General features: G+C 49.7%; 18 protein-coding genes and 1 tRNA gene. 10 read left to right on the top strand and 9 right to left on the bottom strand.

Annotation, left to right across the window (positions count from 1 at the left end; translation table 11 throughout):
• Positions 1-108: 108 nt before the first annotated feature.
• From BUC30_RS08250 to BUC30_RS08265, 4 genes are all read right to left on the bottom strand, one after another.
• Positions 109-981 carry a glycosyltransferase family 2 protein gene (locus BUC30_RS08250; protein WP_073424390.1) on the bottom strand — a complete coding sequence of 291 codons (873 nt, stop codon included), beginning with the start codon at positions 979-981 and terminating at the stop codon, positions 109-111.
• Positions 978-2,270 (bottom strand): O-antigen translocase, encoded by a 1,293-nt coding sequence (locus tag BUC30_RS08255; RefSeq protein WP_073424391.1) that lies wholly within the window; start codon positions 2,268-2,270, stop codon positions 978-980. The genes BUC30_RS08250 and BUC30_RS08255 overlap by 4 nt, the downstream gene beginning before the upstream one ends.
• Positions 2,260-3,378 carry a DegT/DnrJ/EryC1/StrS family aminotransferase gene (locus BUC30_RS08260; protein ID WP_073424392.1) on the bottom strand — a complete coding sequence of 373 codons (1,119 nt, stop codon included), beginning with the start codon at positions 3,376-3,378 and terminating at the stop codon, positions 2,260-2,262. The genes BUC30_RS08255 and BUC30_RS08260 overlap by 11 nt, the downstream gene beginning before the upstream one ends.
• 71 nt (positions 3,379-3,449) lie before the next feature.
• Positions 3,450-3,522, bottom strand: a tRNA-Lys gene (locus BUC30_RS08265).
• Positions 3,523-3,649: 127 nt separating this feature from the next.
• On the opposite strand from BUC30_RS08265, the gene BUC30_RS08270 reads away from it, so the two are divergent.
• Together BUC30_RS08270 and BUC30_RS08275 are read left to right on the top strand one after the other, a co-directional pair.
• Complete coding sequence (locus BUC30_RS08270) at positions 3,650-4,663, top strand: PorV/PorQ family protein (protein ID WP_073424393.1); 1,014 nt, start codon at positions 3,650-3,652, stop codon at positions 4,661-4,663.
• An 11-nt stretch (positions 4,664-4,674) separates the two neighbouring features.
• Positions 4,675-5,418, top strand: coding sequence for a hypothetical protein (locus tag BUC30_RS08275; RefSeq protein WP_073424394.1), 744 nt, complete (start codon positions 4,675-4,677; stop codon positions 5,416-5,418).
• A gap of 282 nt (positions 5,419-5,700) precedes the next feature.
• On the opposite strand, the gene gap is transcribed toward BUC30_RS08275, so the two are convergent.
• On the bottom strand, positions 5,701-6,729 hold the full coding sequence (gene gap / locus BUC30_RS08280; RefSeq protein WP_073424395.1) for a type I glyceraldehyde-3-phosphate dehydrogenase: 1,029 nt from the start codon (positions 6,727-6,729) through the stop codon (positions 5,701-5,703).
• A 303-nt stretch (positions 6,730-7,032) separates the two neighbouring features.
• Here gap and BUC30_RS08285 point away from each other — a divergent pair, with 303 nt between their 5' ends.
• The 4 genes from BUC30_RS08285 (at position 7,033) to BUC30_RS08300 (ending at position 14,625) form a co-directional block, all read left to right on the top strand.
• Positions 7,033-10,842, top strand: a complete 3,810-nt coding sequence (locus tag BUC30_RS08285) for a transglutaminase domain-containing protein (RefSeq protein ID WP_073424396.1) — start codon at positions 7,033-7,035, stop codon at positions 10,840-10,842.
• Positions 10,843-10,850: 8 nt separating this feature from the next.
• Entirely contained in the window at positions 10,851-11,501 is a 651-nt protein-coding gene (yfcE, locus tag BUC30_RS08290) for a phosphodiesterase (RefSeq protein ID WP_073424397.1), read from the top strand.
• Positions 11,502-11,543: 42 nt separating this feature from the next.
• On the top strand, positions 11,544-12,791 hold the full coding sequence (locus BUC30_RS08295; protein ID WP_073424398.1) for a nucleoside recognition domain-containing protein: 1,248 nt from the start codon (positions 11,544-11,546) through the stop codon (positions 12,789-12,791).
• Positions 12,792-12,930: 139 nt separating this feature from the next.
• Positions 12,931-14,625, top strand: a complete 1,695-nt coding sequence (locus BUC30_RS08300) for a putative bifunctional diguanylate cyclase/phosphodiesterase (protein WP_073424399.1) — start codon at positions 12,931-12,933, stop codon at positions 14,623-14,625.
• On the opposite strand, the gene BUC30_RS08305 is transcribed toward BUC30_RS08300, so the two are convergent.
• Both BUC30_RS08305 and BUC30_RS08310 read right to left on the bottom strand, forming a co-directional pair.
• Positions 14,622-15,065 (bottom strand): hypothetical protein, encoded by a 444-nt coding sequence (locus tag BUC30_RS08305; protein WP_073424400.1) that lies wholly within the window; start codon positions 15,063-15,065, stop codon positions 14,622-14,624. The genes BUC30_RS08300 and BUC30_RS08305 overlap by 4 nt on opposite strands.
• Positions 15,062-16,321: a hypothetical protein gene (locus BUC30_RS08310; protein WP_139260814.1), complete on the bottom strand. Its 1,260-nt coding sequence runs from the start codon at positions 16,319-16,321 to the stop codon at positions 15,062-15,064. Before BUC30_RS08310 ends, BUC30_RS08305 begins: the two co-directional genes overlap by 4 nt.
• Before the next feature lie 136 nt (positions 16,322-16,457).
• Here BUC30_RS08310 and BUC30_RS08315 point away from each other — a divergent pair, with 136 nt between their 5' ends.
• From BUC30_RS08315 to BUC30_RS08330, 4 genes are all read left to right on the top strand, one after another.
• Positions 16,458-17,006, top strand: a complete 549-nt coding sequence (locus BUC30_RS08315) for a manganese efflux pump MntP (RefSeq protein ID WP_073424402.1) — start codon at positions 16,458-16,460, stop codon at positions 17,004-17,006.
• Positions 17,007-17,050: 44 nt separating this feature from the next.
• Positions 17,051-19,174 (top strand): NAD-dependent DNA ligase LigA, encoded by a 2,124-nt coding sequence (gene ligA, locus BUC30_RS08320; protein ID WP_073424403.1) that lies wholly within the window; start codon positions 17,051-17,053, stop codon positions 19,172-19,174.
• Between the two features lie 379 nt (positions 19,175-19,553).
• The gene (locus BUC30_RS08325) at positions 19,554-20,870 is read left to right on the top strand and encodes a CobW family GTP-binding protein (RefSeq protein WP_073424404.1); all 1,317 of its coding nucleotides are present in this window, start codon (positions 19,554-19,556) and stop codon (positions 20,868-20,870) included.
• A gap of 182 nt (positions 20,871-21,052) precedes the next feature.
• Entirely contained in the window at positions 21,053-21,724 is a 672-nt protein-coding gene (locus BUC30_RS08330) for a hypothetical protein (RefSeq protein WP_073424405.1), read from the top strand.
• Between the two features lie 84 nt (positions 21,725-21,808).
• Here BUC30_RS08330 and BUC30_RS08335 read toward each other — a convergent pair whose 3' ends face one another.
• Together BUC30_RS08335 and rmuC are read right to left on the bottom strand one after the other, a co-directional pair.
• Complete coding sequence (locus BUC30_RS08335; protein ID WP_073424406.1) at positions 21,809-22,189, bottom strand: hypothetical protein; 381 nt, start codon at positions 22,187-22,189, stop codon at positions 21,809-21,811.
• Positions 22,190-22,201: 12 nt separating this feature from the next.
• Positions 22,202-23,677, bottom strand: coding sequence for a DNA recombination protein RmuC (gene rmuC / locus BUC30_RS08340; protein WP_073424407.1), 1,476 nt, complete (start codon positions 23,675-23,677; stop codon positions 22,202-22,204).
• Between the last annotated feature and the right edge of the window lie 77 nt (positions 23,678-23,754).

Here is a 23,754-nt window from a genome sequence, read left to right on the forward strand (position 1 = left end):
AAAAAACCTATCTATATTATTACAAAAATAAATATAGCTATCTTACGAAAAGTTTACGGAACGTTTTGTGCCGATTGTGACGGAATGCACGATGTACTCGCGGGCATTCTAGAACTTCAGGAGATTTTTAGGGATAAAGAGCTTGGGCAAGCGGAGCCAAAAACGCGGAGATAGCGAGATGACCTGCGGAATCAGGCGGAAAGCCGCTAAAGAGCTTTGGGCTGCGACAGCAGAAAACCAGTTTGCCTTCCAAGCGCGTACTGCCTTTTTGTACAGAGGATGTAAACTATAGTTGTCACGCAAAATTCGCAAAATTTCTCGGTAAATGCGATCATGGAACACATGCATGTTGTCGCCATGCTCACGGTAATAGCAACACACGAAATCTTTGGATACAGGCTGCGGACCGTACTCATAAAGGATTTTCAGATAAAGCGGATAGTCCTCGAAATAGTAACGCGAGTCATAGCCGCCGAACGCCACAATTTTTTCGCGCACGAACATTTCGGCACAGCCATGCAAAGCCTTTTTGCCCAGAAAAGATTCTTCAAAAGTCACCTGGGGCACGCTTCGCAAATAGCGCACATCCATCTCGCCCAACGAACCATCGTCGTACAGCGGGACAATCTGCCCAAAGCATGCGACGGCATCAGGATGAGCTTCCAGAAAATCGCTCTGTTTTTTGAGCCTGTCCGGAGGCATGATGTCATCCGACGAGAACGAGCAAACGTAGCGCCCACAAGTGAGCGCGAGCAATTCATTTAGCGTAGCGACAACGCCTTTGTTCGGGCGATGGATATACTTGAAGCCGAGTTCTTCGGAAAGGCGCTTTAATATTTCGGGAGAACGGTCCTTGCTCCCGTCATCAATGACAATGAGCTCAAAATCGACACCGGTCTGCCCCATCACGGAACGCACGGCAGCTTCGACATACTGTTCGTGGTTATAGCTAGGCAGGATTACGGAAACTTTCGGAGTCATTTATTACCCCATTTCAGGCTGTTGACGAGAATAAACGAGGCGACAAGCGTCAAAAAGTTTTCGAGAGCATACGCCATCATCGGACCATTAAACTCATAGAGTTTTACAAATGCGTAGGTCGAACACGCAAGGACCAATTCCGAACAAATTTCAAGTACCAAGAATTTTTTCGTTTCGCGGCGGGCAATCAGCACAAGCCCAAGCGCCCACCCCCCAACGCGGAAGAAGTCACCCAGCAGTTGCATCATCATGTAATCGGCAGCACCGGCATACGATGACGAAAGCATAATAGCAACCAAAAGCGAACGCCCAAAATAAAAGATTGTAACCGCCACAAGTGCGAGAGCCATGGACTTTACAAGAATCGGGCGGAACATTCCCCAAAACTCGGACTTTGACATGTTTGCAGAAACTTTCGGCAGAATAATCACACCGAGAATCGCCGAGAAAAACGCCGTCATAAAATCCGAAATTTTCCAGATACCCTGCCAAATGCCAGCCGCATCCCAGCCAAGTTCCGTGCCAATCGTAGAGCGCATGAACGTGAGCACCACAGGCGAAAGCACCATCGGCACAATCCCCATCAGCGCATAGGACAACCACGGAGCACGGATATCAAGAGCTGTCTTACGGATTTCACTTAAGCTAAAGCCCGCACGGGCTGCAATTTGAGCGGCAAAGATACCCGCCACCACAGACTGCGTCGCCACAATCGAGAGAATGCTAAGCCGTTCCGTGTAAAGGAAGAACGCCACCCAGAACATTTGCCACAACGACGAGACCATGTTGATGAGCGCCCAGCGACGGTAATGCCCAAGCCCGTTCATCACGGACGCCGAAATTGTAATCACGTTTGTCGCCAAAACTCCAGGTAACGCAAAGATAACCGCCGCCTGCACAAGACGCGGGTGAATCCCCGGAAAGAAATTTTCAAGCGGAACCGTAAAACAGAGAACGAGAGCTATAGCAAAGGTGGCAATACTTGCAAAAGTCGTCAGGCGAAAACCGCCGCGCCACACGCCACGCAACTGTTCCAGATTGTCCTTATTCTGTGCCGAGAGGCTTACCCAGCCGTTCTGGAGCGCCAACGAAGAGGTCGCCTGCCCCATCGTCATAAAGTTCATGAACTGCCCGACACATGCAAACGCTGCTGGCGGGAGAAACACCGCCAAAAGCTTGTTCACGACAAAAACACGCACCGCGTTCAGGAATGTCACCATTCCCGAACCCATAAACGCTTTCCAAAAATTCACGGGCTGATGATTTGTCTTGTTTTCCCTAGAACTCATTAATTGCACCAATCACTTCGGAGACTTCGTCGTCGGTCATCACAGGACTCATGGGAATGCTGAGAATCGTCTTTGCCATGGACTCTGCAATCGGATACTCGCCGCTGAATTCGTGCGCATAAGCCTCTTGCTCATGCGGAGGAATCGGGTAATGAATCAGCGTCTCGATGCCACGCGCACTCAAGAACTTTTGCAGTTCGTTGCGGGATTCTTCGCTCTTGAGGCGAATCACGAACACATGATAGACATGCTCCGATGGCGTTGCAGGCATCTCGGGCAAAATGACTTTCGCATTCTTGATTTCTGAGCAATAGCGAGTCGCAATTTCACGACGGCGTTCGTTAGAAGCGTCCAAATACGGGAGCTTTGCAAGCAAAAGCGCCGCCTGCATTTCGTCTAGGCGGGAATTGACGCCTTTAAACTTGTTCACATACTTGCGTTCGGAACCGTAATTCCCGAGAGCGCGTACCATGTTTGCGATATCGGCATCATTCGTAAGCACAATGCCCGCATCGCCAAGCGCGCCCAGGTTCTTGGTCGGATAAAAGCTAAACGCAGCCGCCGAACCAAAAGTACCAGCAGAACGACCATCGCTGAGCCGCGCCCCATGAGCTTGTGCGCAGTCTTCGAAAAGGAGCAAGTTATGAGCGTCTGCAAATTCACAAATTTCATCCATCGCACAAAGGCGCCCGTACAAATGAACAACGAGAATAGCGCGGGTCCGTGCGCCACAAACATCCTTCAAGCGCTTCGGATCGATGTCATAGCTATTTTCGGCAGGTTCCACAAGTACAGGCTTGAGCCCCACAGCACTTATTGCAAGGACTGTCGCAATAAACGTGTTCGAAGGCACCAAAATCTCATCGCCTACACTCAAACGCCCCATTTCCATCGAGGCTCGCAACATGAGCGAAAGCGCATCAAGCCCGTTCCCTACCCCCACAGCGTATTTCACGCCGCAATATTCAGCAAACGCACGTTCAAATTGTTCGCCATAATGCCCTCGAATGTACCAGCCAGATTCTACAACAGAACACGCAGCACTCTTCAAGGCATCCATGTACGGGGCATTTAAACTTTTGAGGTCGAGAAAGGGAACTTTAGCCATAGCAATTCACAAAAACAAACTTTTGTCCTAATATACAAAAAAAATCGGCTCCGATGAACGGAACCGATTACTGAGCTACGAAGGGCTCGAACCTTCGACCCACGCCTTAAAAGGGCGTTGCTCTACCAACTGAGCTAGTAGCCCGAGCAAGGGCAAATATATAAAAAGATTTTTGAATTGTAAAGGCTTCGGCACAGCGAATAAACAAAAAAAATCATCCATTCTTCATTTTTTCACAAATCATTCGCTCGACTTTTTATAAATTTACACCATGGATTTATTGAAAAAACTATCAGCAATTGCGGCTATCGCTATCGCATGTCCGGCATCCGATTTTGGCTATTTTTCTAAGCACGATGCAGGGCAAGAAGTTTTTTCATTCCTCTCTACTTTTGACAGTCCGCGCAATGCGGCTCTTGAAAAGTCTGCATCAGCTCTCCCTACAACAGATCCGTCTATTGTGCAGTTGAACCCTGCAGCAGTTACGATAACCGAAGGCAAGAAACGCGTTGTCGAAGCCCACTGGCAAACTGGCGAAATGGCAAGCAACGTTGGAACGCTTTCTTACACAACGCAGTACCAGAAGTTTATCCTACAGTACTCGTACAACTGGCAATCGTACGGCACCATCACCGGCTATGACGAATACGGTGAAGAAAACGGCAGCGAATACAAACCGTTCAGCCAACTTGTAACAGCCACAGTCGCCTACCCGATGAAGCATATCCGCGTAGGCGCCACTATCAAGTTTGCATCGGACAAGCTGACCGGCGATAACGAAGACCAGACGGCAATGGCTGCCGCTTTTGACTGGGGTTTGACCTGGATGTCCGATTCCAAAAACTACGGCTTTTCGTTTGTTGCAAGAGACTTCGGTGCCATGCTCCGCGGCTATGTCAAAGAAAGCGCCGATGACACGTACCCGCTTTCGCAGACTTTCGCCGTTGGCGGATTCCTCAAGCCCCGCAGTGTCCCGCGTTTGACCTTGTTTGGCGAAACAGACTTTCCGCGCTACGCAGAACCGGACTTGCACCTTGGCGCAGAATATGCGCTCGGCGAATACTTCCGCATCCGCGCCGGTTTCACGCGCACTTGGCTCGACATTTCACGAGATTTCAAGGAATTGGCAAATTCGTCTAGCAGACCTGACGAAACAAACAGCGCACGCTTGTTCAGCCTTGGTCTTGGCTACACTTCAAGCTTGTTCGCCTTTGATTACGCCTTCTCCTACCTCGCTTCGAGCTTAGGCTACGAACATAGGCTCGGTCTCCGCTTGGATTTCTAAAGGTTCAAGACATGCGGCAGTTCGACGTTTTTGTTTTTAGCGAAAACTTTGACGAAACGCAAGGAACACTCCCCCAACCACCATTCACGGACCCAGAACTCGGCTGGTTCTTTACCAACGACTGGAATAAGCACCTCGATGAGATTGAAGGGGAATGGGTTGTTTTTGCCCACCCATGCATCAAGATAGACCGCCAGTTTTTGAACAACGTTGCAGAAGTGACGGACGGGTTTCCGATGGTGGATGCGTTCGCACCAAGAATCCGTACAGACAAAGGAAAATTTTTAGGCGGTTATTTATTAAAGCCTACCGCTAAAGGATCCGGCTTTGTAGAGATCGACGAGAATGCCCCATTGCGTTACGTCGCCGCTCCGCACCCTTTCCTCGCCGTGTTTTCTCGGCGCATTATCCAGCGTACCGGCGGGTTTGACACGACACTCCCAGAATACGCAAGGCTTGCAGACTTCACGCTCCGCATGATGCATGCCGGTGGCAAGATGTTCTCCGTGCCGTACCTCGTCGCACAAGCAACAAGCGATGAAGCTGAGGCAGTTGCGGGAATGCGCGACCTCAAATCCATCGCAATTATTTTGTCGAAAGCATTCGGTGCAGAAGCATCCGTGCCATTCGCACTCCACCACCCAAGCGTTATTTGGACGCTATTCCGCAATCGCAAAATACGCAAAGAAAAGCGCAAAGCGGCAACACTCCTTTCCAAGCTCAAAGCGGATTTTCTGAAAGAAGTGACATTGTGATCCAGTAAAGTCGAGAAATAACTGGATCCTTCGACTCCACTACGTTCCGCTCAGGATGACGGACTGCTGATTCTCAGAAAATGGCGACCCCGTCCCCATTCGCGGATCATGACCACATAAGCGCTTAAGCGCAAGTGGTCAAAGAAAATAAATCCGGGGTGACAATGCAAAAAAAGAACCCCGCCGGGTGGCGAGGTCCAAAAGCTTTTTTTAGCGGAGGTGTGGGAAACAATTTGCTTTTAAGCGGTTACGCCCACACCACTAACACTAGTTAAACTTTAATTAGCCCTTGTAGTTGGTGATAACGCGAGCCATTTCGCAAACCTTGTTGCTGTAGCCCCATTCGTTATCGTACCAAGAGCAAACCTTCACGAAGGTCGGGTCGAGCTGGATACCGGCCTTAGCGTCGAAGATAGAAGTGCAGGAGTTGTTGCGGAAGTCGGTAGAAACAACAGCGTCTTCAGTGTAACCGAGGATGCCCTTGAGTTCGCCTTCAGAAGCTTCCTTCATAGCAGCGCAGATTGCTGCGTATGCTGCGTCCTTGTCAGCAGCCGGAGCGTTCTTGAGTTCAGCAGTGAGGTCAACGAAGGAAACGTCGGAAGTCGGCACGCGGAGAGACATACCAGTGAGCTTGCCGTTGAGTTCCGGAAGAACCTTACCCACAGCCTTAGCAGCACCCGTAGAAGACGGGATGATGTTTTCGAGGATGCCACGGCCACCGCGCCAGTCCTTCTTGGACGGGCCGTCAACGGTCTTCTGAGTAGCAGTTGCAGCGTGAACGGTGGTCATGAGGCCACGGACGATGCCGAACTTTTCGTTGAGGACCTTGGAGATCGGAGCGAGGCAGTTGGTGGTGCAGGAAGCGTTGGAGATGATCTTCTGACCAGCATAGGTCTTGTCGTTAACGCCGTACACGAACATCGGAGTGGAGTCCTTAGACGGAGCAGACATGATGACCTTCTTAGCACCAGCCTTGAGGTGGGCTTCAGCAAGTTCTGCAGTGAGGAAGAAACCAGTGGATTCAACAACGACGTCTACATCGAGAGCGCCCCAAGTGATGTTGGTCGGATCCTTTTCAGCGAAGATCTGGATCTTGTTGCCGTCGACGATGAGGAAGTTGCCTTCGACTTTGATGTCGTGGTTGAACTGACCGTGGACGGAGTCATACTTCAGCATGTATGCGAGGTAGTCAGCGTCGAGGAGGTCGTTGATACCGACAACCTGGATGTCATTTGCGAAGTTTTCCACAGCAGCGCGGAACACCATACGGCCGATACGACCGAAACCATTAATACCGAGTTTGAGAGCCATTATTGGATCCTTTTTTTATTGTTGAAATTGCTACCCACCTAGTGGTGGAGCTTTGCTGGCTGGAAAGATACAAAAAATCAAACTTTTTGTGTAGTAATAATCAAAAAAAAAGAGTTTTCTGGACCTGTTTTAGGGGGCATAAGCCGTCCAAACGGGTTACGACTACCATGTGCGGTTAGCCTAACCTAATGTAAACATTAGGAAAGGATAATAAGATTATTCTTGTTTGTATCGCAAAGCGCTACTTTGTCCTACCCTATTTTTCTAAAATTAGGGTGTTAAACAATTTATCCCGAGATTATTATGCGTTACTCGTTTGTAAAAAAAGAGAATTTGCTTGCCCGCCTGACTGTTGCTTTCGGGCTTTTTTTCTTGTTTTCTTGCGCGGGAAACACTCCCGATGTAAACACCTCCCCCGCAACAGAAGTTTCGGGTTCCGCAGAAGATAATTCGTACGACGAAGAATCCTCCAAAGTCGATTACGTTACCGAAGAAGCTCCCGCCACAGTCGCCACCGGCGGCACCATCGAAACGAGCGGTTACACATTTACCGCCCCCGACAACGGCTGGACAATTATCGGCGGTGAAGACAACGCCCCCTACGAATTTTATAATCCGAAGACCGGACGCCGCGCCGTCCTCGTGGAAGTTACCCTCCCCGAAGGCGAACCGCTCCGCCTCATGGAACGCGCTCAAATCGAAATGCAGTCGTTCGAATCGAGCGGCAAAAAGGCAACACTCGCCGAGACCTACCCGGAAGAAGCTTTTGGCACGACCGGCGCGTTCTTTGACGTGGCAGGCAAGCGTTACGACACGCCTTACGAAGCCGTCGGTCTCGTGATTGGCGCCGGGAATCGCATCTTTACACTTACGCTCGCCGCAACAGACACACAACTCTCCGAAGGCGCCCTCAAGCAAGAATGGAAAGACTTTTATGCCACATTCAAGCTGAAAGACGTCGTCAAGGAAGAAGTCTCGGAACTCTCAGCCGAACGCATCATGCAGCATTCTAGCGCAGACCTCGGCTATTCTTGGAGCACCACCGACACGCTTTGGCACAACTGGACAGGCGTCGTCCGCCAGAACGAAGACCCGGACTTGGTTCTCAGCAACAAGAAAGAAGACATCTCGCTTTTTGTGTACGGAGCGATTGTCCCGGGCGACGAAGTCAGTCAGCAAGACATGTTCAAGGTGCTTTTAAGCCGTCTTGGACTTTCCATGAACGAAGCAAGCTTTGAAGTCCAGCGCGTCAAAGTCGGTGACCGCTACGCCCAGGAATTCACCCTCACCCACATCGTCAATAAATACGACTTCTATTATACAGGTAGATATTTCTACGACAACGGACGCGGCATCTTGATTGCCACCTGGACGCAGGGCATCAACAAGAAGAAATACGCGTCTGTGATGAAGAACGCCATTAGCGGGCTCAAAGTCGGTGCCATGCCCAAGACCGCAAGTGACGAAGAATCCCGCAAAAAGCAGAACAAGTTCAACGCCGCCGTCATGAGCCAGGTCGGTATTCTCCGCTTGCTCGAAGACCAGCCGTTTGTCGCCCTCAGCTACTTTGAACGCGCGAACAAGATGGATCCGGAAGAACCGCTCTATTTAATTAACTGTGGTTTCGTGTACCAGATGAAGGAACTTTACGGCCCAGGTATCAGCTATTTCACAAGCCAAATGGATCTCGTGCGTAAAAACGGCAAGCTGCTCTCCATTCTCGGCGAAATGTACGAAGCCCTCTTCGACTACGGTCACGCCCGTGAATGCGCCGAAGCGGCCCTCCGCTACACACCAAACAATCCGGAATACGTCATCAACTTGAGCGATGCCCTCTGGGGCTTGGGACAGCGCCACCAGTCCCTCATCGTGGTGCAGAGACTTTTCGATACACAGCCGAGCTCCCGCCTGGGCGTTTACCTCGCTAAGACTTACATGGGACTTGACCAGTACGCCGAAGCAGTCGACATCTTGTACGGCATTCGCGGTCGCTTTGGCATGAGCAAGGAACTTGGCGAAACGCTCATGGACGCATTGATGTTCCTCGGACGCTACGAAGAAGCCCGCGCCATCAGCGACGAAACGCTCGCCAAGGCAAAGAACGATTATAAAGTATGGACGATGCACGGCAAGATTTTGTTCTACAGCCGCAATTACCGCGATGCCGAAAAGGCTCTTACCAAGGCACTCGCCCTCAAGCCGGATAACGAAGACGCGAAGAGTTTCCTCTCCGCTACGAAGGCTTACCTCGGCAAGGCAGACAACCGTACGCTCCAAAAGCCGATTACACCTGTTGAAGAACGCACTGCCGACCTGAAGACGCTCCTCAGCCCGCAAGCCAAAAAGACAGCCACGGAAGGAGACTTCCCAGCCGTAATCCATTACCAGAAGGAATCTCTCAAGGCAGAAAAGAACGCCAACTGGGTCCGCAGCGAAGAAATGCTCCTCGAAGTTTTGGACCAGCGCGGTGCCGCCATTTATCGTGAATTCACGTTTGACTTTTTACCGGGCTATGACCGCATCTTCTTGAACGCGCTCGAAGTTTACGACAGCAACTGGAAGCTCAAGCAGAAGGCAACACTCAACGGAGCCTATATTACATACGCAACTGAAATTGGCGGTGGTAACGAAAGCCAGACGGCACACTTCCCGCTTTCGGAACTTGCTCCGGGTGACTTTATCTACATGCAGTTCAGCCGCACGAATCTCGAAAACAAGGGCATGATTCCGTACACGAACTACGAAAGCAGCCGCGATGTGCCTGTCGGACAATCCATTTTCCGCATTTATGCCGACACGACTCGCTTTGTCACGGAAGAATACGGTCCGCTCCAGAAGACCGCCATCAAGGGTGGTATCGAATGGAAGATTGAAAACCCGGTCATTGTCCGCAAGGAACTTTACATGCCGGTGTACCGCGACTTCGGTGCAGGCCTCATGCTCACAGGTAAGCAGGAATGGCGCGATGTCGGTGACGATTACCAGAACCTCATCAGCCACCAGTTCAAGAAGGCAGTCAAGGTTCGCGAACAGGCATTTGAAGTGCGCGGCAATAAGATTGGCGATGAAGCAGTCAAGGCAATTATCAACTTTGTCCGTCAAGACATCCGCTACCGCGACGTACGATTCGGCGGTCACAGTCTGATTCCGCAAACCGCAGAAGTGACGCTCAAGGAACACCGCGGCGATTGCAAGGACATGGCACTTTTGCTCAAGGATATGCTCGAAGCGATTGGCGTGAAGAGCTACCTCACCGCCATCCACCTCACGGAAGAAGGTTTCTCGCACTTGCCAACCATCCAGCAGTTCAACCACATGATCCTCTACATCCCGAAGCAAGGGAAGATTAGCGAACGCTGGGTTGATGCGACCGACAAGACGGGCAACGATCGCCCGGTTCCGCTCGACATGGAAGGCAAGGTCGCTCTCGTAATTGACGGCGACCAGAGCCACGTGGTCACAACTCCGATTCTCGAAGACAATCAGGAACACCAGATTGCAATCCAGCACGACTTGTTCATCGGCGCTAACGGCGAATGCGAATTCCGCGATTCCGTGCAGCTCCAGGGCAAGTTCGCCAGTGCCATCCGTAACAAGTTCTTTGGCCGCGATGTCAAGGATCAGGAAAAGCTCTTGGAACAGTTCCTCGCCTCTGGCGTGCCGGACGTGAGCATCGGCAACATCCGCATCCAGAATCTCGACCAGTTCAATAAGCCGCTCATTATCGTGAACACTTACCTTTCCAAGGGTTACTTTGGTCAGGGCGGTTCCGAACTCAAGGGCCGCTTCCCGAACGTGTGGGAACGTAGCCTCTTCAAGCTTCCGAAGGTCGCCAAGCGCCACCACCCCATCCGTATGCCGCACGAAACGCAGTTCAGCTTCAAGCTGAACATCAAGACGGCTAGCGGACACTCGGTATCGCTCACCGAAGCAAAGCCGCTCAACCGCGCCCCGGATTACGTGAGCTTTGAAAAGCAGCCGAAGTCCAAGACCTCTAGCGGCATCAAGTGGACCACGTTTGCGCTCTATGCCGATCCGACCGAATACGACAAAATTCGTGAAGAATGGAATTATTTGTTGAGCGAAACCAGCCCGATGATTACGGTAAAGTAGGAGTCACAATGCGCGCATTAATTCTCTCCGATATTCATGGTTCTGCCTTGGCAGCAAGGCAAGCGCTCTCGTTCTTTGAAAAGTTCAACTGCGACAAGATTTTCTTGCTGGGCGATACGCTCTATCATGGTCCGCGAAACCCGCTCCCGGCAGGGCACGGCCCCATGCAAGTCGTCGAAGCGCTTGCCCCGTACAAAGACCGCATTGTCGCCGTCCGTGGCAACTGCGATGCCGATGTCGACTTGATGATGCTCGACTTCCCTATCGAAAACGAATACAAGGTTGTCGAAGATTGCGGACTCCACTTGTTCATGAGCCATGGGCACATCTTTATGCCGGAATGTTTCCCGAGGGATGCGCTAAACGCCATTGAATCTACGGGAGCGACGCAGTCCACAGCGCAGGATCAAACCGATGCTCCGCAAAAACCGCAAATAGACGTGTATCTGTACGGTCACACGCACATTTGGATGCTCGAAAAGAACTTCCGCAATGTGCTTCTCGTGAATCCGGGTTCCACGAGCCTCCCGAAAGGCGGGAACCCGCCGACATTCGGGCTGTACGAAAGTACGCCCGCCAATGGAAGCGAGCCTGCCCATGCCAAGTTCAGCATACACATGCTGGAGAATGGCAAGGAAATTAAGGCAGTGAGAATATAGGGAACGGCGCACCACCTGCTATTTTTTTCTTACATTTGAGCCATGGTTTTAAATGTAATTTGGCTCGTGTTTTTCTTCGGTGCATTTATCGCATGCATCGTCCAATGGCTTGCTTTCGGCGATACCGGCATTTTTAACAAGGCTATTCTCGGGGCATTCGACATGTCCAAGACGGCGTTCGAAATTGCTCTTGGTCTCACAGGCATTTTGAGCTTGTGGCTCGGCATCCTGAAAATCGGAGAAAAAGCAGGCGCCGTCCAGATTTTGGCAAAAATCGTGCAGCCGCTTTTCTCAAGGCTTTTCCCCGAAATCCCGAAGGGGCACCCGGTTGTGGGCACCATGCTCATGAACATCAGCGCGAACATGCTCGGGCTCGACAATGCTGCAACCCCGATGGGCCTCAAGGCAATGAAACAGCTCCAAGACCTGAACCCGAACGATGACAAGACTGTCGCAAGCGATTCGCAAATCATGTTCCTCGTCTTGAACGCAAGCGGACTAACGTTAATTCCTGTTAGCATCATGACTTACCGCGCACAGCTCGGCGCCGCAAACCCAAGTGACGTGTTCCTCCCGCTTCTCCTCTCGACTTTCTTCAGCACTATCGCAGGCATTTTTGCACTCAGCTTTTTCCAGAAAATCAAGCTCAAGGACCCTGTAACCGTGATGTGGCTTGGCGGCATTAGCGCCTGCGTTATCGCCGTGATGTTCTACTTTAGCCACCTTACCGCCGAAGCACTCGGCACGACAAGCCTTTTTATTAGCGGTCTTGTGCTGTTTGGCGTCATCGTTGCATTCCTCGGACTTGCCTGCTACAAGAAAGTCCAGGCATACGAAGCATTTGTCGAAGGCGCCAAGGAAGGATTCAACACCGCCGTAATGATTATCCCGAACCTTGTCGCGATTCTCGTGGGTGTCGCCGTGTTCCGCGCAAGCGGTGCGATGGACCTTGTCATGAATGGCATCTCGGCTTTGCTTGGACTTATTGGAGTCGGGAATGACGTTGTTCCGGCCCTCCCCACTGCCCTTATGAAGCCCCTCAGCGGTAGCGGCGCTCGTGGCATGATGATCGACGCCATGAAGAATCTCGGTCCGGATAGCTTTGCAGGCCGCCTCAGTTGCATGTTCCAAGGTGCAGCCGATACAACATTCTATATCATTGCCGTGTATTTCGGTTCCGTGGGCGTTAAAAAGACCCGCCACGCAGTCACTTGCGCCTTGATTGCGGATGCCGTCGGAGTCATTGCCGCCATCATTATCGCCTACATATTCTTCCCACCAATCCACTAGCTTTGTAATCCAAATCACGCGCTCTAAAATGGACTAAAAAAAATGTGTTATATTAACTTTTTTTTACCCTTTCCAAAAAATTTTATTTACATTTAGAGCACTCAATTGGTGTATAAAGTGTGGACTTTAAGGGGCGAAAATGGACTACGTCATTTTCAGTAGTGTTTATAAAGATTTTAGGGATGCGATTTTAGATAATATTCCAGATATGGTCGCAATGAGCAAGCGCGTCAGTGCTGCCATTCCTCCAATCTGCAATATTCTAAGCATCGGTTTTATCAAACTTAAACTTATAGCCCCTAGTTCCATCATTGCAAGAAACGGTTTAAATGAAGAAAGAATAATTTACGAAGACCCCAATGGTCGCGAATCCATGCCGCTCATCCAGACTTACCGGACGGGAGAAAATGGCATGGCAACCGTCGAAATCCACGCAAAAAAAGGACACAAGTTTACCAATCCTGAGTTACAGGCTGTAAAGCTTATCAGCGATGACATGTTCATCATTCTCGGTCGCTCTCGCCTCATGAGCGCTGTCCACTACGCAAGCCAAACCGATACAATGACGGGTGCCCCAAACACCGCCAAACTAGTCCACCACAGTATCGAGCTCAAGGCGAAAAACAAGCTACACAATTTCAGCGGCCTTTTTATCAACCTTAAGAACTACAAGTACATCAACCAGTCCAAGACCCCCGCCGTTGGCGATATGGGCATTGCCACCTTTACGCACGTTGTCATGGCAATGTGCCACGATGACGAAATGATTGCAAGACTCGGTGGCGACAACTTCTTTGTGCTTGTCAAAAAAGAAAACAGGGACATGTTCGTCAAGAACCTCGCTATGGTAAAGGTGACCGTCCCTACACCGCAAGGTCAGCAGATTCCACTGACAATACAGAGCCGCATTGGCGTTTACGATATCCAGCCTCAGGACACCATGAACGAAATCATGCATTGCAGTTCTGTAGCGCTGAACGAATCCCGAATTCATCCGGGAAACGATATCGTTTACTTTACCAAGAAGATGCTCGAAGACGCCTACCACGAAAAAGAGATTTCCTCTCTTTTCCGCGAGGCTTTACGCCGCAAGGAATTTATCGTCTACTACCAGCCCAAGGTTTCTGTCAAGGACCAGAAGCTCTGCGGTTGTGAAGCACTTGTACGTTGGTACCGCAACGGGCAGATCATTCCGCCCAACGAATTTTTGCCGATTCTCGAAAAAGAGGCATCCATCTGCCTTCTCGATTTTTACGTATTCCGCAAGGTCTGCGAAGACATCCGCAATTGGCTCGACACCGGTATTGAACCGGTCCGCGTGTCTTCGAACTTTTCAAGACACCATCTGAGCAACCCGCACTTGACTGAAGATATCCTTGCCATCATGAAGGAATACAATATCGATAGCAAGTTTATCGAAATTGAGCTCACGGAATCCTCCAATTTTGAAGATAAAATTGCGATGCAGAAGTTCGTGAACGGACTTCGCCAGCATGGCATTTCCGTCTCCATAGACGACTTTGGAACAGGCTACTCCACATTTGCCGCCATCAAGGACTTGAATGTCAACGTCATCAAACTGGACAAGTCGCTCCTCGACCATATCGGTGACGAAAAGTACCATGATGAAGTTGTCATCAAGAACATGGTGAACATGATCAACGAGCTCAATCTCGAAGTCGTTGCGGAAGGTGTCGAAAATTCGAAGCAGCTCGATTTCTTGCAGAACGCCAAGTGCTCGATTATTCAGGGATTCCTATTCGACAAGCCGCTGACTAAGGAAGATTTCGAAAAGCGACTTTCGAACGAAGTCACTTATACGCACATCTCTTAAAAGAACATCCAGACAGCCATCCACAGGACGATGAGTCCAAACTCGATTTCTCTTGAAATTCGAGCCATAAAGCAGCAACCAAGAGCAATCTCGGCAATTGCGGCTAATCGTATCCAGGGAGCTTCTTCGCCGCCCTGATAAAGCGAAATATTTCCGAGAAGTTCCACCCAGAGCCAGAATGTCTGAGCCAGCACCATAAAGCGCCTGCGGTTATCGCGAAGCCCCGTCGTGAAAACGCAGAAGGTGAGCGCGACCATGCGGAACGGGTAATTTTCCAGCATCGGATTGGCGAGATTCCCTGCAAAGGCTGTGTAAAGGCAGCTCGTCATGACAATCAGGAACATCACGAATGTAATGCGGTACATGCCCTTTATTTTCCAAAGGAACGCCGCAAAAACAAGGCACAACAAGCATGCCACGGCATTTGCAAACATGCTCATTTGCGACCCCTCCTACGCTTTCTAGAAAATCCAAGATGCACAAACGGTTGCAGACAGACTAATATACAACTCACATACGCGCCAAACGGTCCTGCCAAATTGACCCAGTCCGAAGTGAAATAGCCATACGCCACCGCCGTGAGAACGCCACACAGCACCGGCAAGCGCACCACCTTGAATTCGGGGGCAGAAAACGGCGAAAGATATTTCTGTTGTTTATCTTCCTGAACTTCACCATCGGAGCTATCGCTCTCCTCGCCCATCAGGATTTCATCGTTTTCAAAGAAGCGCGACAACAAGAAACGCACCCCAAAGAAAATAGCGACAAAAAACGCACCACACGCAAACATCAAGCCCGCATTTACAAACGTTGCATTCGAGAAGAAATGGAAATCGTTGAGGTTTACAACAAAGTCGCACTTGAGTATAATACCAAACAGAACAAAACAAACCACCAGCAATCGTCCCCAGAGACTTTCGCGAACTGGCTCAAAGAATAGTAATTGCGGTACAACACACGCAAATGCAAAAGCGGTATAACTCCCCTCGCCTTTCACAAGGATAATCCAGAGGAACAGCAAAGAAATAAACCAGCTGCAAAGCAGGACAAAGCGTTCTATCAAGCGGTTATAATAGTTTTCGAATGAGAGGAGCGCAATCGAACTTGCAAGCCCCATATAAAAGACAATCGAGACCACGTACAACGGAAAGAACGCGCCACGCCACACGGGATTTTCGAGTCGGGCAAAATCGAGTGCAAATTCGGAAATAACCCAAAATACCGTCGGAAGGATAATCCATGCAAGCGGTCGCCTAATTTTGGCAAGTTCCTTGCAAAGCGTCATATCTTCGGCGCTATCCGCAGCCACAAGATGCGTCACGAAAAACAGGAGCGACATAAAGCCAACGATGCCAATGCCATAAACATCGCTATGGACGGCGCTATTCATTTGGATGGAATGAGAGTAAACAAATGACAGAACAATAGCCAAGACGAGACTGCAAAGTGAACTGAGTTCTAGCAAAAGCGATGTGCGGCGGTGGATTTTTACCTTCATGATAAGCAGGAAAGCCGATAGAAGAACGCCCGCCTGGGACATGCCAATCCAGAAGATAAATAGCGTCTTGGGAAATTTCCAGTTCCCGCTATCGTGCAAAAGAACGTCAAAGGAGCCATCCCAAAACGAGCCCCCAACAGACAGCAGGAGCAACAAGCACAACCCAATAAAAACTATAGTAACGACTTTGTTGTTCATAAATAGTCACTAGTTATCAGTCACTAGTTATTAGTTTAAAACTTGGCGGCTTTGCCGCAATTAATCGCTAAAGACTAATGACCATTGACTAAGAACTAAATTATTATACAATATATTTTTTATTTTTGGGCGCGTCATGAGTACTCTTGAAATTATCATTATCGCGATTGTCGAAGCGATGGACTGCTTTGCGGTCGCTATTTCGACCGGGCTTTGCAAATCGTGCATCAAGCGTTCGCGCGCAGTGCTCCAGGCTGTTTCGTTTGGCGTTTTTCAGGGAGGCATGACGCTTCTCGGGTATTTCTTGGGCAGCTTTGCCGAGCGTTGGTTTAATGCAGTGGGCACGCCAATTGCCTGTGCGATTCTCTGCATTCTGGGCGCACGCATGATCTGGGGCGCCATTCGGGGCGGTGAAGCGACAGCCTCTTGTGCGCACCTGAGCCTCATGAACATTCTGCTTTTGTCGGTTGCCACAAGCATTGATGCATTTGCGGTCGGCATTTCGTTTGCGTTCTTGAATGCAAACATGGTTTTTGCGACCACAGCCATTGCGATTGCAAGCTTTGCGATGGGCGTTATCGGTTTTGAAATCGGGCGACACACCTCCAAGCGGTTCAAGACAAAAATCCCGGAGATTATTGCGGGGATTATTCTCATTGCCATTGGCGTGAAGATGTTTGTGTAGCGCCTTCGGTGCGACCACCTCAAACTCTTTCTATATTGCGTTACATGAGTGAGCAGAAAGATATTGACCATACCCGCTATTTTGAATTAAAGAAACAACTGGAAGAAGCTAGCCGTCTTTATTACAAGGACGGGGTCTCCCCTATGAGCGACCAGGATTTTGACTTTGGGCTCAAGGAGATGGAAGCGCTTGAGGCGAAGTATCCGGAATTGCGCGGGAAGGGTTCGCTCACGCAGAAGGTCGGTAGCGACCTCACGAATGATTTTGCGAAGGTGGCGCATGCGGTGCCGATGCTCAGCATTGCAAACGTGTACAGCGAAGAAGAAATGCGCGAGTTTGTGAAAGCAGCGGAAGAAGGGATTGCAGCTTTAGGCGAACGCGCGACGTGGATTTGCGAGAGGAAGATCGACGGGGTTAGCCTTTCGGTGGTTTACGAGAATGGTCGTTTGAAGCAGGCGGCGACTCGTGGCGATGGCGCCCAGGGCGATGACGTGACATTGAATGCGCTCACAATTGCGGATATTCCTGAATACTTTGATGCGAAGAAATTGAAGATTGACCCGAGCGAGATTCCGCAGGGTACGTTCGAAGTCCGCGGTGAAGTCTACATGGAACGCGAAGCTTTTGAACGATTGAACGAACAGTTCATCTTGGAAAACAAGAAGACTTTCCAGAACTGCCGCAATACGGTTTCGGGCTCGCTCAAGCTCAAGAGCGTCGCCGAATGCAAGACGCGCCCGATGCGCTTTTTTGCGTACCACATTCCGCAGAGCAACAACAAGACTCACGAAGAGAACTTGAAACAGCTCAAACGCCTCGGATTCCATACGAACGATTACTGGACCGCCGATACGGTCGATGAAATCATGGCGATTTCCGAGAAGATTGGCGCAAGCCGCGATAGCCTCCCGTTCGACATTGACGGCATGGTCGTGAAGCTGAACGATTTGCAGCAGCAGCGAGAACTCGGCAGCACAAGCAAGAGCCCGCGCTGGGCAATCGCCTACAAGTTCAAGGCGGAACGCGCTTACACACCGCTTTTATCTGTAGAATTCCAGGTCGGTCGCACCGGTGCCGTGACGCCAGTGGCAAATCTTGCACCCGTGCGCCTCGCCGGCACAACCGTAAAGCGCGCCACCCTCCACAACTTCGACGAAGTGGCAAGGCTTGACTTGCACTACGGCGACACAGTCGGCGTAGAGAAGGGTGGCGAGATCATCCCGAAAATCACCGATGTCAAGCGCGAGCTGCGCCCCGCCGGGGCATCCCCCGTCGTGGCTCCGGAGAAATGCCCGGAATGCGGTGAGCCACTCACGCACATCGATGGCGAAGTAATTTTGCGATGTGAAAACCTGCACTGCAAAGCGCAAGTGCAATGTCTGTTTGAGCATTTCGTAAGCCGTGAAGCGATGAACATCGAAAATCTCGGACCCGCACTTATCGCAAGCCTCCTCTCGACAGGGAAAATCAAGCGCATTCCGGACCTTTACCGCCTTACGCTCGAAGACCTGGAATCGCAGGAACGCATGGCAAAGAAGAGCGCTAAGAACGTGTTCGATGCTATTGAAGCTTCGAAACAGAAGAGCCTCGAAAACCTGTTGCACGGCCTCGGCATCCGCTTTGTAGGCCGCACCAGCGCCCGTAACATCGCCAAGCATTTCCGCACGCTCGAAAAAATTCGCACAGCTACGGTCGAGGAACTGCAAAACGTGACGGACGTTGGAGAACGCATCGGAAAATCCGTCTACGAATTCTTCCACACGCCGCTTTACACGAATGAAATTGACGAACTCGTGGCGCTTGGACTCCCGACGGAATTCAAGGGCGTTGTCAAAACTTTGTTCCAAGGGCAAACGGCGGTCATCACGGGAACGCTCCCGAACATGGACCGCGACGAAGCGCGCAAGCTCATCGAAGAGAATGGCGGCAAGGTCTCCGGTTCCGTCAGTAAAAAGACTAGCTGGGTTTTGGCAGGCGAAGCGGCAGGTTCCAAGCTCACCAAGGCAAACGAGCTCGGAATTCCCGTGCACGACGAAGCATGGCTTATGGCTCAGATCGCGAATGGTGATGAAAGCGAGGATGGCGCAAACGCCAGCGAAGACCGCGCGCCCGCTGATGCGAGCAGCGCAACAAAGCCCGCTGAAGATCAAATGTCGCTGGATCTATAGTTTTTCGCAATACAAGAAGGTGATGCCGTCCCCATTCGCGGATCATGACTACTAAGCAGCAAAGCTGCAAGTAGTCAAAGAGAACGAAGTCCGGCATGACATATAAGAAAGGCGCCCCGAAGGACGCCCAGAACTGTTTTGATTAAAGATTTAGCACAGCGAAGCTACAATCTGCCACCTTCAAGGAAAGGTAGAAAACCAAAGCAGCTCGTTTCGGAACAAAACTCGGCTCAAAAGCCCTCGCTTCAATCCCTAAAAACAAATGTATTAAAATTTTAAGAAAACGGCAAGATGTTTGATAGTACAATTTGGAATGGCCCTAGAACCTGTAATCCGTGTCACATTGCCTAAAATTCCATTTTTTAGTAAATTTTAGCGCATGAAATCAGTACCTATAACGCTCCTGACCGGTTACCTGGGAGCCGGCAAAACAACTCTCCTCAACTACGTTCTCAACAATCAGCAGGGCTACCACGTCGCCGTCATCGTAAATGACATTGGCGAAGTGAACATCGACCAAACTTTAATTGAAAAGGGCGGAAACATCACGAAGGAAGATTCGGGCAAGGTTGTCCCGCTTTCGAATGGTTGTATCTGCTGCTCACTCAAGACCGACTTGATCGAACAAATCGCCGAACTTTTGGAAATGGGCAAGTTCGACTACATTCTCATCGAAGCTAGCGGTATCTGCGAGCCGATTCCTATAGCCCAAACCATCAGCTTTGCGGGTAGCCAGCTCCGTAGCAAGGACGGCAGACCTCTCCCCTGCCATTTGGACAACATCGTCGCCGTTGTGGACGTGCTCCGCCTCGCAGACGAATTTGCCGGTGGCGAAAAGCTCCTCGACGAAGATCTCGAAGAAGAAGACATCGCAAACTTGCTCATCCAGCAGATTGAATTCTGCAACACGATTATCATGAACAAGGTCGATGCTCTCAGCAAGCATGACTTGGAACACGTGAAGGCAGTCGTGAAGGCTTTGCAGCCGACCGCCAAGATGATCGAGACGAACTACGGCAAGGTCGACATGAAGGACATTCTCGACACGAAGCAGTTCGACTTCAACAAGGTCGCTGAATCGAGCACTTGGGCTATCAAGCTCAACGAAGAAGGTCACGACAACCACGATGACGATGATGATGACGATCATGACGAACATGAACATCACCACCACGATCATGACGATGACCACGATGAGCACGAGCACCATCATCACGACCATGATGAACACGATCATGACCACGATGATGAAGACCACAGCCATTGCGACCATGAACATGGTGTTTGCCACTGCGGCCACCACCACGACAAGGACCATCCGCATGGCGACGAATACGGCATCAGCACATTCGTGTTCGAAGACCATCGTCCGCTGAACCGCGAAAAGTTCGAAGCATTCCTCGATGACTATCCGACGAGCATTATCCGCACGAAAGGTCTCCTCTGGTTCAGCGACGAGCGCAGCGAAAGCTACTTGTTCGAACAGGCTGGCAAGCAGGCATCCGCCCAGAATTTTGGACGTTGGTTTGCCGCCGAAAGCAAGGCCGAACAGAAGCGCATCCTCGAAGAAAATCCTCAGCTCCAGAAAATCTGGGACGAAAAGTACGGCGACCGCATCATCCGCCTGGTGTTCATAGGCCAGCACATGGACAAGAAGAAGATCATCCAAGTGATGAACGACTGCTTGGACGACTAATTATTGGTCAATAGTCATTGGTCATTAGTTATTAGAATGTAAGACGAGAATCCCCGCGACCGAAGTCGCAGGGATTTTTTTGCAAATACTTTACATTTTTGCTATTACTTACGATATATTAAAGTATATAACTGCATTTTTTTGATTAAAACAAACCTAAATTCAACCTTTTGGGGAAAAATATGGCAAAAGAATACAAAGTTGAACTAATTCAGGATCATTTTATCATCAATGACAACGGCACCCGTGCATTGATTGACACAGGATGTCCGTTCACAATTAACGAAAGCAACAAAAAACAGATTCCTGGGGGAGCGCAACACCTTGAAAGCGTTCGTCAAATGGTCGATGCCAACATCGAAGAATTCCGTGGATTGGAATACTTTAAGCAGCACAAAGTTCTTTTTGACTACAAGAATGCAAAAGTTATCGTAGCAAACGCAAACGAAGAACTTTCCGTAGACAATCCAGTTGCAAAATTTTCCCTAATCAACAGTGCCGGACTCCCCAGAATCATCATTTCAATGAATATTGAGGGAGTTAACCGCAATCTGATTTTCGATACAGGAGCATCAATTGCAAACTACATGACGGAATCCATCGCCAAAACAGGCAAACCTGCGGGAACTGTAATCGATTTCCACCCACAATTGGGTAAATACAAAGTCAAGCTTTACGATCTTTCCATTGATATCGGTGGTGAAAAAGTCAGCATTCCATTCGGCATTCAGCCAGACGAAGTAGATCGCGACGTTCAAAGTTCCAACGCTGTTGGCGTTATTGGCGTCGGATTGTACAAGAATTATCAGGTTCTTGTAGATATTCCAGGAAACAAATTGGTTCTTGGAAAGTAATACCTAGCCAACATTTTAAAGGCTACAAAAATCCCGCCTCAGTTCACAAACAAGGCGTGATTCTTTTTATCGGTCCAAATAAAACTACTTTCTCATTTTATTGCCAAGCCAAGCATAAAATTTCAGCATAGACTTTGTCAACGGAATGGCATATCCTTTCATATTGAAGAGTCCCGTCGAAATATTGAAGTAAACCAGAACGCAGTACAGAATAACTGCAAGAATTTTTTCTACAAAACTACCACAAGTAACAATTCCAAAAGCAACAACAGCACACACAAGCGTCCAAAAAGCAAATGTAAGCCAGCATCCGCCTTTCACTCCGAAACGACTAAACAAAGATCGTCCCAAAGGATTCATTTCCGTATAAACACTTACTCGTGCGATTGTAGAAAAGACATCAATAAGCTTTGTCAATGAGGCTAGCGCAGCTGCAACAATCACTACAATATCAATCGTTTCCATTTATACGTTTCCTTATACTTTATCAATTTTTTCAGGTTCAGAAACATCTTCAACAGTCTGCATTTCAATAGCATCAACGTCTGGCGGGAGCGGATTTTTGGAGTCTTGTTTTGCACCAAGACGTTCCAGCTTGCGGCAGGATTGCACTATGCTAGCCCCCTTATCATCGAGTTTTGCCATTCCCTTATTGTAAGCATCCTGAGCTTTACCGAGGGCGCTGCCAATATCTTCCATATTTTTCACGAACATGCCCACGCGCTTGAGCACTTCGTTCGCAAGTTCAAAGACCTTTTGCTGGTTTTGAGCCTGTTGCACTTGGCGCCAGGTCAACTTAACGATACGGAGTGCGGCAAATAGCGTCTGTTCATCGGCAATATACACTCCACGATCCATGGAATCACGCCAAAGAGAGGGTTCTTCGGAAAGTGCAGTCCAGAGAGCGGCTGAACGCGGAACGAACATGATTACAAAATCAACGGTTTCTCTCGGAGCCTTCACGTATGCCGAATACTTTTTCCTGGCAAGTTCATCCACGTGCTTCTTGAGGCTTTCAATATGACGTTTCAAAAGGGACTTTCGCTGTTCTACATCTTCGCAGGCGACGTAGTCCATAAAAGCTTTCATGGAAACCTTAGAATCGACAATGACATCCTTTTTCGTATCCAGATGGACAATGACGTCTGGGCGCATCATGCATCCGGTCTCTTCGGCACGGAGCACATAGCCACTTTCATCGCGCAGCGTTGATTGCGTTTCAAAATGAATTCCCTTTTGGAGCCCGAGCGACTGCAGAAGTTCTTCGAGGACGCATTCGCCCCAGTCGCCCTGAATCTTGCTATCGTGCTTGAAAGCGCGAATCAAGTCATCGGCGGTTTGCTTTGTCGCCTTGTTGGAATTGATGGACTGTTGCAGGACTTCCTTAAGCGAGGTATTCGCCGCAGTCTGCTGTAACGTCGTGTCGTTCATGGTCTTTTCCATCTTGGCGATGGTTTCCTTGAGCGGGCTTACAAGCTGTTCCATGGTCGCATGACCGGATTCCGAGATCTGCTTTTCGCGCTGTTTAAGCATTTCTTCGGTAGAGTTCTTTGCTTGGGCATATAAGCGCTGCGACATTTCCGTAAAACGAGCATTTTGCTCATTTAGCGAAGACTGATGCACCCGTTCCATATCCAACTTCATACTTTCTAGGCGCTTGGCACTCGCCTCTTTTTCATCGGCAAGAGTCTTAGCTGCAGCAGCCCGTTCGTCAGCAAGCATTTTCGAGGCTTCGGCTTTTACCATTTCAAGCTGTTTTTCGATATTTTCCTTAAGTTCTGCATTTTTAGCAGTTTCTGTCGCGAGTTGGCTACGCAGCACGGCGACTTCCTTTTCCATCTCGACATTCGCCTGACGCGCGGCGGCTTCGCGCTGCGAATTTCCATTACGAGCAAACAAGATGCCGATTACAATTCCGAGGACAGCGCAAATAATGGCTACGGCTATGGTCATGAAGATACTCCTTTTAACGTTCTATCAATATATCGCTATTTAAATGAAAAATGTCAAATGTTTTTCGAGAAATAATG

The sequence above is a fragment of the Fibrobacter sp. UWB7 genome (assembly GCF_900142945.1).
In the GTDB taxonomy this organism is placed as follows: domain Bacteria; phylum Fibrobacterota; class Fibrobacteria; order Fibrobacterales; family Fibrobacteraceae; genus Fibrobacter.